Raw genomic sequence first — 13,909 nt, forward strand, 5'->3', positions numbered from 1 at the left:
CGCATCAATGGAGACGGCGTTCCCTCAAGCATCTAATGATACTTAGGAAATCTATGTCCCCAGTGCGACGAAAACTATTGTAGAGTCAGAAAGTTAGAACAAATTCCCCAATTCTACTGGTTTATCGCCAGATCTCAGGGGGCAGTCTCGATGGCCTGAGTGCCTGGAGTGCTCAAGCCAAGTTCCGACCAATCCACACTTTTTGAACCGACCAGGGAAAGGTGGTGCCAATCAATGAACAAAAGACCACGCTCATCCGAGAAAGAACAATTGTCTTCCCGATCACAGAACACGTGGCGCAGGGATTTAAACTGAACATTATCAGTATTTTGAGCATGTTCCTCCATCATAGGCTCTATATTCGCCAAAGGCTCTGCTTCGGGTGATTGTTCTCCAGCAAATACGCTGTTCATTCGAGCAATGGAGGCGCGCATGGGCATACCAGAGGCGAGCAGGAATTTGGGTCCGTGCACGTTAAAATACGGAACATCACCAACAAGCAATACGCTCTTCCCTGCCGATACCAGCCTTCCCGTTGTCAATTCCAGATTACTTTGGAAGGCACCCAACTCATCCTCATCAACATCTTTCCAGCGACCTGAGAGGATTACGAGTTCGATACTTGGATCATTTTCAGCATAACTGATGGCGCGCTCGGCAAACTCGACACATTCCGCATGCCCAGTATATTTTGGGACGGTAGTCCCCGTTCCAAGTATCGGGCGGCAAGCAGATTTGGAAATCTGGATGAGACGATAGCCTCGCGATGTTACGTATTCTTTCAGGCCCGGCCCGAGAGCCGAAGCATGACTATCTCCGATCAACGCAATTGCGGGAGATGTGCCAGGAGGACGGCACGTTTCATCCGCCAACAGATCTAGTTCTCCAGCGCTTAGCCGGCATTCGCCGCGTCCGGTTATAACGAAATTATCAACTTTGTGGGCGAGCGCCGGCAACCTCTCGGGGGCTCCGTCAGCTAATCTTATGGTCACCGCAGTGGCAACAATGACGCTTGCTGCTGTTCCGAACCGCATGATCGTGAACAGGGGACGGCCTTGAGGGCGACGGAAGGGCTGTTCGATATACCGCCATGAAAGATAACCCATTCCACCGCTTACAACCGCGATCATAAGCATGGTTCCAATCGCGGGCTCAAAGGGAGATGCGACGCGAACGAATGCCATAAGTGGCCAGTGCCAGAGATACCAAGAATAGGAAATTAATCCCACTCCCACCATAGGGGCAAATGACAAAACGCGGCGATTAAACCAGGAGTCTCGAAAATGGATCAGAAGGACCGTGCCAGCAATCGGAGCGAGTGTTACAAACCCCGGAATATCCATCTGCTCGTCAATGAATATAAATGAGATGATCAGGAGAACCGCACCAAGCGTCGCGAAGATATTTTCCTTCCCGGTCCCCGTCATCGCGCCACCTGGCGTTCGGTGCCACAGGGCCAGCAAGACACCTGCGGCAAGCTCCCAGGCTCTGGTCGGCAACATATAGTAGGCAAAACTCGGATCACGGCTGGATAGCCAGGCAGATGCCATCAGACTCGCTGCGAAGATTAACGAAATGCCTATCCAGACAGCCTTGTTGCCCAGCCGCATGAGGCCGAAAATCAACAACGGGACAATAAAATAAAACTGCTCCTCGACCCCTAGGGACCAAGTCATCAGCAAGGGTATTTCGTTCGAACCGGGGCCAAAATAATCTGTGTACCGCCAGAACTGAATATTAGAAACCCCGGCAATCGCCATGGCTGCCGAGTTGGAAAAGAATATCATCTCCTCCCGAGTGAGGATCGCCCAGGCAAGACACAGAGAAATCACGATGACCGCAAAGAGCGCCGGCAAAATGCGTCTTGCCCGGCGCGCATAGAAGCCAAGAATAAAACTCCAAAAGGACACCTTCGGAGCGCTGAGCTCCTTCAGGAGGATCGTGCCGATCAGGTAACCGGAGATGACAAAAAATATGTCTACGCCGAGAAATCCCCCTGGAAGGGCCGACGGACTGGCATGAAACAGGACAACAGATGTGACCGCGACAGCTCTCAAGCCATCGACATCGGACCTGTAATATCCGGCCGCGTGCGCGTTATTGCTGGTCATCTGATCCCTTTTTCATACACCAAAGAAGGGGGTAAATTCGCCGACCCTGGAATGAGTTTGTTCTGAGCATCTATAAACAGCAAGAGCTGTGCCAGCAGTGATGTAAAACCAGCCCCCGCCCAAGCACGAGGGAGGGCCCCTTTGGTGCTTGTTACCCGAGCGGCGTGACGCGGGCCGCTGTTGGGCGATCTGACCGGCCGATTTACACGAGATCTGAGACATATCTCTGCCACGGCGACCCTTGATTTTGAATCTACTTATTGACTCAAATCAAAAAGAACAAAATAAGAACATATGGACCTCGCCACACTCAAATCCAAAGGCATAATTGGCTCTCTGACGGCCCCCCCAGGGCAGGAGAACACTTTCCCGTTTGGCCTTGGGAAGCACGGGCTGCATGAAGTGGCCGAAACAGCTTATGGGGATCGTGCCGCCGCGACAGGCTTTGTTTTGACAGCCGCCAGGCCCCTCCGCAAAGGCGCTCTCCTGTGGATATCTCAAGCGAGCATTGTGCGGGATATGGGGACATTGCCGGAAGCGGCATTGCGCGAAATGTGCGGAGAGAATGTACGCCGTCTGAACATCACCGCACGCCAGGCCAAAGATGCACTTTGGGCAGCGGAGGAAGCAATTGTTTCAGGAGCCGCCAGCCATGTGATTGCGGAAGTTGAAGAGGTTGATTTCACTTCTACCCGTCGCCTGGCACTCGCATCCGGACGTCATGGCGTACCTTTAACCCTGCTCTTGTCGTATGGATGTAGCGGCGCAACGGCGGCCATTACGCGTTGGCGCATATCACCCCGCCCCTCTGCCTCTAACCTCTATGACTTTCGCGCGCCCGGCCACTCGCGATGGCACGCATTGTTGGAACGGTGCCGATCCGCCCCCGGAATGGCGGGACATGAGTTTGATCTGGAATGGAACGATGAGACGCTATCTCTCAGTATGGTTTCCGGAGTGGCCGTTGGACAGGTTGCGGCGCGCCAGGCGACACCCTACGGCACCTTCGCACACCGGAAATCCGGATAAGCTCCGGCCCTTCATCCTGCATGAGACGTCCCCTCACGGACTTGTTGTTGCTATTGCCAACAAGGCCGCACAAGCGGCCGGTATTCACGCCGGTTTGCGTTTTACTGACGCACGCGCCACCCTGCCCGATTTGGCCAGCGAAGAAATTGACCGGGAAAATGATGCAAGGGCTCTTACGGCATTAGCTGGCTGGATGGTTCGGTTTTCTCCTCTGGTGGGTGTTGATGGCATTGACGGACTGATTCTCGAAACGACAGGCTGTGATCACCTGTTCGGCGGCGAGTCCGGGATGGCCGCCGAACTTTCCGCAAAGCTTGCCCATGCAGGTTATGGTCACAAAATCGCAATTGCCGGAACCGTTGGGGCAGCGTGGGCGCTTACGCATGCTACCGTAGAGATGGGCAAACCCGTCATCCTCGCCAATGGAGATGAACGTACCGGGCTTGCGGATCTTCCCACGCGTGCCTTGCGGCTTTCTGAGAGCTCTCAGATCCTCCTGCGCCGGTTTGGCCTTACTCGTATCCGGCAACTGTATGACATTGACCGCAAAGCCCTGACACGCCGTTTCAATTCCCGGCAATCCGCTGATGCGGTGCGCTTACGCCTTGACCAGGCGTTGGGCATCCGGCCCGAACCTTTCACACCCTTCAGACCTCCTCCAGACTATTCCACCAGACTGCCCTGTCCAGAACCCCTGACGGATGGCGCCGGAATAAGCGCCGGCCTCTCCCGTCTGACAGAAGAGCTCTGCGAGCATCTGTCTGCCAGCGGCGTAGGTGCTCAAAGCTTCCTGCTGCAGGCTTTTCGGTCTGATGGCGAAATTGCCCGCATACGCGTTAATGCCGCCCGCCCTGTGCGCAAACCCGAACATGTGATGCGCCTGTTTGGAGAAAAGACTGATGCGGTTGATCCTGGCTTTGGAATTGACCTTCTTTTGCTGGAGGCTTTCCGGACAGGAGAGATGGCAACAGGCAGCCGTCTGATTTCCGGCGGCTTTTCCCAAGCTGATGTCGATGAAGACGCACTCGCCGCACTCGCTGACCGGGTCAATGCCCGGCTTGGCGAGGGTGTCGTCACGGTCACGATCCCGGAAGCGCATCACCCCCCGCAAGCCGCAGAAAGAACCGTTCCATTTTCTGGTCAAAACCTGGCCGGCGCCGCTCGCCCCTATAATCTGCCTGGCCTGCGCCCGGCGCGTCTGTTTGAACGCGCCGAGCGGGTTGAGGTGATTGCTGAGGTGCCGGATGGCCCACCCCAGCGCTTCATATGGCGGCGAAAGGTACGCCGCGTAATCCGCGCGGACGGCCCAGAGCGGATTGCGCCGGAATGGTGGACCTACCTGCCCCCACGACCTGAAGAAACAGTCAGCCTACCCCGCGCGCGAGATTATTACCGCGTGGAGGATGAAGATGGCAGGCGCTACTGGGTGTTCCGCGAAGGTCTTTATGGGGATGGTCGGGGAGAATCGCCTGATTGGTTCGTTCAGGGATTATTTTCATGACAGCCTATGCCGAGTTGGCGGTTACAACAAACTTTTCCTTTCTACAAGGCGCGAGCCATGCCCACGAGTTGGTAAGACGTGCGGCAGACCTTGGCCATGTAGCAATCGGCATTGCCGACAGAAATACGCTGGCGGGCGTTGTCCGCGCGCATGTGGCAGCAAAGGAAGCAGGGCTGCGTCTCCTGGTCGGAGCGCGTCTCGTGCCGGCGGATGGGCCGGAGATTATCGCCTACCCAATGAACCGCGCGGCTTATGGGCGGCTTTCCCGCCTTCTGTCGAAAGGCAAGATGCGGGCAGCAAAGGGCGAATGTCACATCACTGTTTCAGATATTCTGAAAGCCAGCGAAGGGCAGATTTTTATTGTTATGCCACCAGAAGCCCTCTGCCTGCCGTTTGGCCGTACGCTGGATGAAATTGCACGCGCCGCGCCCGGCCGGACTTACCTTGCTGCGCGCTATACTTATTCCGGCCGCAACCGTGAGCGCATTTTCCGGCTTGCGGAATTGGCAGCACGCGCTGGCGTTGCCCTGATGGCGACAAATGACGTGCTTTATCACGCTCCCGAGCGCCGCCCCCTTCAAGATGTTCTGACGTGTATCCGCGAGCACCATACTCTTGATACGGCGGGATTTCTTCTGGAGGCAAATGGCGAACGCCACCTTAAGGGTGGCGCGGAAATGGCCCGGCTGTTCAAAGGGTTTGAGTCTTCTGTCGCGCGCACTGTCGAGATCTCTGAGCGCTGCCGGTTCAGCCTGGACGAGCTTGCCTATGAGTATCCCGACGAGCCTGTTCCTCCTGGATCAACGCCGCAGGAACATCTGGAACGGCTTACGTGGGAAGGTGCCAGTGGCCGCTATCCAGGCGGGGTTCCGGAAAAGGTGGAACGTCAGATCCGCGATGAATTGCGCATTATTGATCAGCTTTCCTACGCACCTTACTTCCTGACTGTGAACGACATCGTGCAATGGGCACGGAGCCAGAACATACTTTGCCAGGGCCGCGGGTCGGCAGCAAACTCGGCGATCTGCTATTGCCTCGGCATTACCAGCATTGACCCTACCCTCACAAAGCTCCTGTTCGCGCGTTTCCTTTCCCCCGAGCGGAAGGAGCCGCCGGACATCGACGTCGATTTTGAGCATGAACGGCGCGAGGAAGTAATTCAGTATGTTTACCGGCGGTATGGCCAACATCGCGCCGCCCTGACGGCAACAGTGATTTCCTACCGTTCGCGTTCAGCTATCCGGGAGGTGTGCAAGGCGCTTGGCCTGAGCGATGACATCTCTGCCGCCCTGGCCAACGGCGTTTGGGGCAGCTGGAGTGATACTCTGCCCGACAATCGGATTGCGGAAGCGGGGCTGGATCCTGCCAACCCTCTGATCCGGCGCGCGGTACAGCTCGCGCGACAATTGCTCGGCTTTCCGCGCCACCTCTCTCAACATGTGGGCGGCTTTGTGCTGACGCGCGGGGATCTGATCGAGACCGTTCCCATTGGCAACGCCGCCATGAGGGATCGCACTTTTATTGAATGGGACAAGGACGATATAGATGCCCTCGGCATCATGAAGGTCGATGTACTTTCTCTGGGTATGTTGACCTGCATCCGCAAGGCTTTTGATCTCCTTACGGAGCATAAAAACACCCTGCATACGCTCGCCAGCGTCGAACAAGAGGATAGAGCCACCTATGACATGCTGTGCAAGGGCGACAGCATCGGCGTCTTTCAGGTGGAAAGCCGCGCACAAATGGCAATGCTGCCCCGCCTGCGTCCCCGCACCTATTATGATCTTGTCATTGAAGTGGCGATCGTTCGGCCCGGTCCCATACAAGGCAATATGGTTCATCCCTATCTTCGCCGGCGTAAAGGGATTGAGGCCGTTTCCTATCCTCGCCCGTCTCCTGACCAGGGGCCGCCTGATGAACTTGAATCCATCTTGAGCCGGACGCTCGGTGTCCCCCTCTTTCAGGAACAAGCGATGCAGATCGCCATTGATGCTGCCAGGTTCTCGGCGGATGAGGCCAATGGCCTGCGCCGGGCAATGGCAACTTTCCGGAATGTCGGCACCATCCACCAATATGAGGAAATGCTTGTCTCCAATCTGATCAAACGGGGCTACGATCCGGTCTTTGCGAAATCCTGTTTTGATCAGATAAAAGGATTTGGAGAATATGGGTTTCCGGAAAGCCATGCAGCCTCTTTCGCCCTGCTCGTTTATGTTTCCTCATGGATAAAATGCCACCACCCGGACGTTTTCTGTGCTGCCCTCCTCAACAGCCAGCCGATGGGATTCTATGCACCTGCGCAAATTGTCCGGGATGCGCAGGCGCATGGCGTGGAGGTGCGCCCCGTAGATGTGAACTATTCCGACTGGGATAATATTCTCGAGCCAGATGAAAGGGCCTCAGGCAGTTTCGCGGTGCGCTTAGGCTTCAGACAGGTCGATGGTCTTAACCGGGAAGACATGGAACGCCTTATGGTCCGTCGCGGCACAGGCTATGAAACCCCGGACAGGCTGATGCAACACGCACAGCTGACCCGTTCGGTGCTCGAGCGGCTTGCGGCGGCAGATGCTTTCGGCTCGATGAGCCTGACGCGACGTGAGGCACTCTGGAAAGTACGTGGGGAAGCGCCTCAGCAAACCCTGCCCCTGTTTGCCACAGCCGGTCTCTCCGAGCAGGGCAGCGAAACGGGCATCACACTCCCCGTAATCCCGCCTTCGGAACATGTGATCCAGGACTACCAGACAACCGGGCTCTCCTTGAAAGGCCACCCGATGCATTTTCTTCGATCCCTGCACGCTCGCCGGGGCGTCCTCAGCACACATGACGCCGCTCGTCTTCCTAATGGATGTCGCGTTCAGACGTCTGGTATTGTTCTGGTCCGTCAACGGCCGGGAACCGCCAGCGGCGTTGTGTTCATTACGCTGGAGGATGAGACAGGCATCGCCAACCTGGTAGTCTGGCCGCGGGTAATGGAGCGATTTAGGACTGTTGTGATGCGTTCCAGGATTATCCAGGTAAAGGGTCGTGTTCAGACTGCGGAAAATGTCACGCACATTGTTGCCGAACAACTCATTGACTGTACGAGTGAGCTCAACCTGCTGACAGAAGATATGCTTCGTGATCCGCTCAAAGGCGCTCTCGCGAGGCCCGATGAGGTGGCCAGACCAGTACCGGAAAGAGATGGACCACCCAAACGAATGGCGGGTGACGGCCACCCTCGCAACGTCCGCGTCATTCCGCCTAGCCGCGATTTTCACTAGTCCGCGTCGCCCCACCGCCTGTCTGGCCACCAGTTCACGATGCGCCCGGAACCGATGACACTCTGCCGCGTTTATCTGTTCCTGGGGACATTCTTTGAATCCCCCAGGAACTCAATCGCAACAAGAGGGTGCAGTTATGTCACGACGTTCGATCCAATCGGGCAAAGGAAAAGCCGGAGAGCTGCATCAGACATCATCAGGTCCACGCGATGCTCTAACGACCAATCATGGAGTTCGGATATCCGATAATCAAAACAGCCTGCGCGCCGGATCGGTGGGGCCGACACTTCTGGAAGACTTTGTTCTACGGGAAAAGATCTTCCACTTTGATCATGAGCGCATTCCTGAGCGCATCGTCCACGCACGAGGTAGCGCAGCACATGGTTATTTTGAATGTACCGATGCGATTCCCGGACTGTCGCGCGCAAGTCTATTTTCTGAAAAAGGAAAGAGGACGCCTGTATTTACGCGGTTTTCGACCGTTGCTGGCGGAGCGGGTTCAGTGGACACACCGCGCGATGTGCGTGGATTTGCGGTGAAATTCTATACTGACGAAGGGAACTGGGATCTCGTTGGAAATAATATTCCGGTGTTTTTCATTCAGGATGCAATCAAATTTCCAGACCTTATCCATTCGGTAAAAATGGAAGCTGACAGAGGCTTTCCACAAGCGGCGAGCGCGCACGATACGTTTTGGGACTTCATCTCGCTGATGCCTGAAACCATGCACACCATGATCTGGGCCATGTCTGATCGCGCGATCCCTCGTTCTTACAGGATGATGGAAGGATTTGGTGTTCACACTTTCCGGCTGGTGAATGCGAAGGGGAAATCGACTTTTGTGAAGTTCCACTGGAAGCCAAAGCTTGGCCTGCAATCACTGGTATGGGATGAATCTGCCAAGCTGCAGGGAGCCGACAACGACTTTCACCGCCGGGACCTTTGGGAGGCGATCGATTCAGGAAATTTTCCGGAATGGAATTTCGGGATTCAGGTAATCTCCGAAAAACTCGCTGAGGAGCTTCCCTATAATGTGCTCGACCCAACCAAGATCGTGCCCGAGGAAATAGCCCCAGTACGGATCATCGGGCGGATGGTTCTGGACCGAAACCCCGACAACCACTTTGCTGAAAATGAACAGGCTGCCTTCCTGCCCTCCAATGTCGTTCCTGGAATAGATTTCACGAATGATCCCCTTCTTCAAGGCAGACTGTTTTCGTATCTAGACACACAAAAGTCTCGCCTAGGAACAACCAATTTCCATCAGATACCCATCAACGCGCCGAAATGCCCATTTGCAAACATGCAGCGCGATGGGATGATGCAGACATTCGTGCCAAAGGGCCGCGCAAACTATGAGCCGAATACATTGGATGAAGCGGGTGAAGCTGCTGGTCCACGCGCCTCGAAAGAAGGCTTCCGAACATTCGAGAGCAATACCGAGTTAGGAAACAGCCCAACGGACAAATTAAGGGTGCGGGACGAAACTTTTGGCGACCATTTCAGCCAACCCCGCATGTTCTGGCATTCTCAAACCGAAAATGAACAGGCCCATATTGCCTCGGCACTTGTCTTCGAATTGTCTAAAGTTGGAACTGAACACATCCGCAAGCGCACGCTATCCGTTATTCGGAACATTGATCACGACCTTGCAAAACGTGTAGCCGATGGCTTGGGATTGAAAGTGCCAGCTGCGACGCCGCCGTTCAGAGAACCAGTAGACTTGGGATCATCCGATTCCCTCTCTATACAGAAGAACTGGCAAACCACGATAAGGGGCCGAACAGTAGCTATCCTCTTTGCGGAAGGATCGGACAAGGACGCAATCGATGAATTGACGTCGAGTATTGAAGGCAAGGGTGGCTCGGTATACTTGGTGGCGCCTAAAGTTGGCCCTCTGAAGGTCAAGGGTGGAATGCTCCAAGCAGATGGCCAGCTTGCAGGCTCACCATCGCCTCTGTTTGATGCTGTCGCAATGGTGTTGATGCCGGATCAGGTTGAGAAACTGATGAAAGACTCTGCTGCACGCGGCTGGGTGAGTGACGCATATTCACATTTGAAAGCCATTGGGTATTGCCCTGGCTCGAAGGCGCTTCTGGAAGATTGTGGAATTGTGTTTGACGACGGCATCGTGCCAAATGAAAAATGGGCGAAGGCTGCCGCGCGTCGGTATTGGGATCGTGAATCTAATCTGCGCGATCTGGCTTGAGCCCAAGGGCGCCACTGTAAGGAGGTGCCCGCAATATGGCAAAGCAGAAAGATGATACCCGCAAAGATGATCTGCGAACCGGTCAACCCTTTTGGCTCAGCCTCCCTGGGAGTTCCGTAAACTTCAGGGCCGATCCAGAGATAGGCCATGTAGACGTTATTATCGTTGGTGCCGGGATAAGTGGCGCCCTGCTTGCAGAAGCTCTTACCAGAGACGGTAAGACTGTACTGGTGATTGATAGGCGGGCGCCTGTACGAGGCTCCACGCCTGCATCCACTGCAATGATCCAACATGAAATAGATCTTCCGTTGACGGCGCTTAGAAAGCAGATGCCACCGCGCGCGGCAAACGCAGCGTGGCGCCGATCAGTTGCCGCCGTCTCCGACCTTGTAGAACTGACAGAGAGACTAGGGATTGACTGCAACATGCAGCCTAAACCGGCCCTTTATCTTGCCGGCGATCAAATGAATGGTGCGGCGCTTGCCGCTGAAGCTGCCGCCCGCCGCCGAATAGGCATTCGCGCAAAATTTCTCCATCCTTCGGAAGTTTTGGAGGATTATGGAATTGACCGTGATGGGGCGATCCTTTCTTACGATTCCGCTAGCGCAAACCCCGCGCAACTCGCCGCTGGTCTCTTGCGCGTTGCTCAAAAGCGTGGCGCGGTCATCGCCGCCCCTGTCGAGATAACCGAAATGGCTGAACTGCCTTCGGGTATAGCGCTCGCAACAGAGGATGGCCGTGTGCTGACCGCAGACCATGCCGTCTTTTGCACGGGCTATGAGTTCCTCAAGAAAATGCAAAGCTCGCTGCACAAGGTAACATCAACCTGGGCTATCGCCACACGGCCACTTGACTCCATGCCTGCCTGGATGCGTGAGACAATCGTCTGGGAAGCCTCTGACCCCTATCTCTATTTCCGGGCAGACCCAAGCGGACGTCTTGTGGCCGGAGGTGAAGACGAACCCACATCGAAAAAAAACACCAGAAAGTCAGTTCTGCAGCGCAAATCTCAGCGCATTGCCGCCAAGCTAGAGAACCTTACTGGAGTATCCGTGGGTAAACCTGAGTTTCGCTGGGCGGCGCCCTTCAGCGTGACGGAAGACGGGCTGCCCATCATTGACAGGGTTGAAGGATATGACCGGATCTTCGCCATCATGGGATTCGGCGGCAACGGCATAACCTTCTCTATGATTGCCGCGCAGATCGTGACGGCAGCCATAAACGGCGGCAAAGATCCCGACGCTGGACTGTTTGCAATGCGCTGATGGCGCGTGAATTTTCGATATACTTGACGCAGATTGGCATGGCATTATCCATGAAGATTAATGCATGCTGATGCCATGACTACATGAGATAAGGTGGCCCCCAAGCCCCCCCGTATCGATCTCGCAGCTTTGCCAACGCAATGATCCGACGAGCACGTTGAACATATACTCACGTCTATTCATGCGGAAATTTTTGGCGGCTTGAAATTGACCCTCGCGCAGCTGAATGAAGTTAAGAAAACGCCTGACCGAGTTGCATCAAGGCCAGGCGCTTCAGAATAAATACCAAGTGGGACTTAGAGCACGCGCTCTTTGAGATCCTTCGATGGACGGAAGGCAACTTTTTTGGATGCCTTGATTTTGATCTCTTCGCCGGTTGCCGGATTGCGACCCTTACGTGCTGGGCTTTTACGAACCTGAAGGATGCCAAGCCCGGCGATGCGCAGCTTCTTTCCTTTTTTAAGATGACCACCCATGCGGTCGATGAAATCGCTCACAACGGCTTCAGCTTGCTTTTTCGGCATCTCATGGGCCTCAGAAAGTTCTGCCGCCAGATGCTTCAGTGTCAGCACCTCAGGCACTACTTTTTTTGCAACCGCGGCTTTCGCAGCAGGCTTTTTTGCGACCGTCACTTTTTTGGCGGGCGCCTTCTTCACTGCAACTTTTGTTGCAGGAGCTTTTTTTGCAGGTGTTGGTTTAACAGCCATGTAATTTTCCTTTTTCAGGTAGTGGATAAAGAAAGCAATGAAAACACAGACTTTTCGCCCACACTATCTTCACTGCCGCGGATGATTCTTTGAAGAGCGAGTTCGCATATCTTTGCTTGAAAGGTTGCGCAAGCCGCACAATTCGGGGAATGAGCGCTGCGCATATAGCGAGAAAACGGCCAAATAGTGGTGTGGCGGCCGATATTTAGCAAAATTTTGATTTCTGAAATCTAGTTTTATTATCTTTATACTGACTTTTAACAGCCGACACCCCGAGAAAGATAATGCCTTAAAACCGAGACCCCGGAAACAATTTTGATCCGCCGCGTCTCAAATCTGCGAGAACTCGCAAATTTGAACATGCCGATATTTGCAAATGGGCATGCACCTTACAATTCCGTATTCCGATTATTCTGGAATCTTTGGCGAGGATCACGCCACTTTATGATCCGCCTTATAGCGTGGGATCGGCTGAAACCTGCACGAGCGTCTTTCCAAAAGTTCCACCTGCCAGCATCTCCCGAAATGCCTGCGGTGCGCTCTCAAGGCCATCGGAAATGTCTTCCAGATAGTGCATATGCCCGCCTCGCAACCATTCAGCCATCTCGGCAAGAAACTGATCTTGATGACTCACCACAAAGTTTCCTACAAAAAGCGGATGCACTATGACGTTTCGTCTACTGAATATATCTGCACCAGTCTCATTCCATACCTGCATGATGTCTTCATTCATTGCGCCATACTGCGAGGCAAGGCCACACAGGGTGATGCGAGCATTTATATTGAAAAGGTTCAAAACAGCCTCAAACACACGCCCGCCTACATTCTCGAAATAAACATCAACGCCGTCCGGGCAGGCCGCACGCAAACGCTCTGAAAAGTCCGAATCGAGATGCGAAATGCAGGCGTCCAGCCCCAGAGTATCTCGCACATAGGCGCACTTTTCTTCACGGCCCGCGATTCCCACGACCCGGCACCCTCGCAATTTTGCCAACTGACCAGCAACTTGCCCTACGCCGCCCGACGCGGCGGAGATTACAACCGTTTCTCCCGGTTGCGGCGCACATTGCACGACAATGCCAGCATAGGCCGTTAACCCCAGCATTCCGAGAATGCCGAGGGCGGAAGAAATTGGCGCCATGTTCGGATCAATCTTGCGCGGTAGCATATAGCCGAAATCAGATATGCCTTCACCTGTAAGGCCGTAAGTCTGCCAGCCATTTGTGTTGAACACATAATCGCCTGCCTCAAATCCTTTTATACGACTTTGCAAAACCTGCGAAACGGTACGGCCATGGCAAACTTCGCCAGGAATTTCGACACCTCTGCGCCGGCGCCCCCATTGATAAGGATCAAGCGAAAGGTAGATCGTGCGCGTCAACATTTGTCCCAGCTGAGGCAAGATCGCCGGGGCTTCGCGCCAAGAAAAATCCTCATCAACGGGCCACCCTTTAATTGGCGTACGCGCCAGAATCCAGTGTGGGTTTATTCTAACCGGCATAAACACTCCAATGCTGCACTGAGCCCCGAAACCAAACAGAGCGGCGGGCTCACCCCATGTCAATCAATGACGCCAGGGGTGGAAAATTGTTAGTATGAAATTCATATTGAGAGACAGGTAAACTGGAAAACTCGCCTATCATCTTTTCCGCCAGGAAGAATTCATAGGAAGGAATACCACGCCATCCTCAGGCACGGATTTTCGGTGTGGTCTATCCAGATACTCCCATTGAAAATGGGGTAACTATTAATTTTGACTACCGGAGCATAATTTGCAGTGCGGAATTTCGTCTTATTTTGAATTGTGACTGGGAATGGACGCGTGTG

The 13,909-nt window shown here is 54.4% G+C and carries 8 protein-coding genes; 5 read left to right on the top strand and 3 right to left on the bottom strand.

Annotated features, from left to right (window positions below; genetic code table 11):
- Nucleotides 1-134: 134 nt before the first annotated feature.
- Entirely contained in the window at nt 135-2,111 is a 1,977-nt protein-coding gene (locus tag HNE_RS12175) for an acyltransferase family protein (RefSeq protein ID WP_011647456.1), read from the bottom strand.
- Nucleotides 2,112-2,405: 294 nt separating this feature from the next.
- On the opposite strand from HNE_RS12175, the gene HNE_RS18740 reads away from it, so the two are divergent.
- From HNE_RS18740 to HNE_RS12195, 5 genes are all read left to right on the top strand, one after another.
- Complete coding sequence (locus HNE_RS18740; RefSeq protein ID WP_011647457.1) at nt 2,406-3,140, top strand: ImuA family protein; 735 nt, start codon at nt 2,406-2,408, stop codon at nt 3,138-3,140.
- Entirely contained in the window at nt 3,037-4,641 is a 1,605-nt protein-coding gene (locus HNE_RS12180; RefSeq protein WP_083759133.1) for a Y-family DNA polymerase, read from the top strand. The genes HNE_RS18740 and HNE_RS12180 overlap by 104 nt, the downstream gene beginning before the upstream one ends.
- Nucleotides 4,638-7,901, top strand: coding sequence for an error-prone DNA polymerase (locus tag HNE_RS12185; RefSeq protein WP_011647459.1), 3,264 nt, complete (start codon nt 4,638-4,640; stop codon nt 7,899-7,901). Before HNE_RS12180 ends, HNE_RS12185 begins: the two co-directional genes overlap by 4 nt.
- Before the next feature lie 136 nt (nt 7,902-8,037).
- Nucleotides 8,038-10,110: a catalase gene (locus HNE_RS12190; RefSeq protein ID WP_011647460.1), complete on the top strand. Its 2,073-nt coding sequence runs from the start codon at nt 8,038-8,040 to the stop codon at nt 10,108-10,110.
- Nucleotides 10,111-10,145: 35 nt separating this feature from the next.
- Complete coding sequence (locus HNE_RS12195) at nt 10,146-11,375, top strand: NAD(P)/FAD-dependent oxidoreductase (protein WP_011647461.1); 1,230 nt, start codon at nt 10,146-10,148, stop codon at nt 11,373-11,375.
- A 296-nt stretch (nt 11,376-11,671) separates the two neighbouring features.
- Here HNE_RS12195 and HNE_RS12200 read toward each other — a convergent pair whose 3' ends face one another.
- Nucleotides 11,672-12,082: an HU family DNA-binding protein gene (locus HNE_RS12200; protein ID WP_083759084.1), complete on the bottom strand. Its 411-nt coding sequence runs from the start codon at nt 12,080-12,082 to the stop codon at nt 11,672-11,674.
- 454 nt (nt 12,083-12,536) lie between these two features.
- Nucleotides 12,537-13,583, bottom strand: a complete 1,047-nt coding sequence (locus HNE_RS12205; protein ID WP_011647463.1) for an NADP-dependent oxidoreductase — start codon at nt 13,581-13,583, stop codon at nt 12,537-12,539.
- Nucleotides 13,584-13,909 lie beyond the last annotated feature (326 nt).

It is taken from the genome of Hyphomonas neptunium ATCC 15444, from assembly GCF_000013025.1.
Taxonomy (GTDB): Bacteria; Pseudomonadota; Alphaproteobacteria; order Caulobacterales; family Hyphomonadaceae; genus Hyphomonas; species Hyphomonas neptunia.

Bases quoted from the DNA above. Each gene is read 5' to 3' on its own strand.
- HNE_RS12175 (WP_011647456.1), bottom strand. From the start codon at position 2,111: ATGACCAGCAATAACGCGCACGCGGCCGGATATTACAGGTCCGATGTC.
- HNE_RS18740 (WP_011647457.1), top strand. From the start codon at position 2,406: ATGGACCTCGCCACACTCAAATCCAAAGGCATAATTGGCTCTCTGACG.
- HNE_RS12180 (WP_083759133.1), top strand. From the start codon at position 3,037: ATGAGACGCTATCTCTCAGTATGGTTTCCGGAGTGGCCGTTGGACAGG.
- HNE_RS12185 (WP_011647459.1), top strand. From the start codon at position 4,638: ATGACAGCCTATGCCGAGTTGGCGGTTACAACAAACTTTTCCTTTCTA.
- HNE_RS12190 (WP_011647460.1), top strand. From the start codon at position 8,038: ATGTCACGACGTTCGATCCAATCGGGCAAAGGAAAAGCCGGAGAGCTG.
- HNE_RS12195 (WP_011647461.1), top strand. From the start codon at position 10,146: ATGGCAAAGCAGAAAGATGATACCCGCAAAGATGATCTGCGAACCGGT.
- HNE_RS12200 (WP_083759084.1), bottom strand. From the start codon at position 12,082: ATGGCTGTTAAACCAACACCTGCAAAAAAAGCTCCTGCAACAAAAGTT.
- HNE_RS12205 (WP_011647463.1), bottom strand. From the start codon at position 13,583: ATGCCGGTTAGAATAAACCCACACTGGATTCTGGCGCGTACGCCAATT.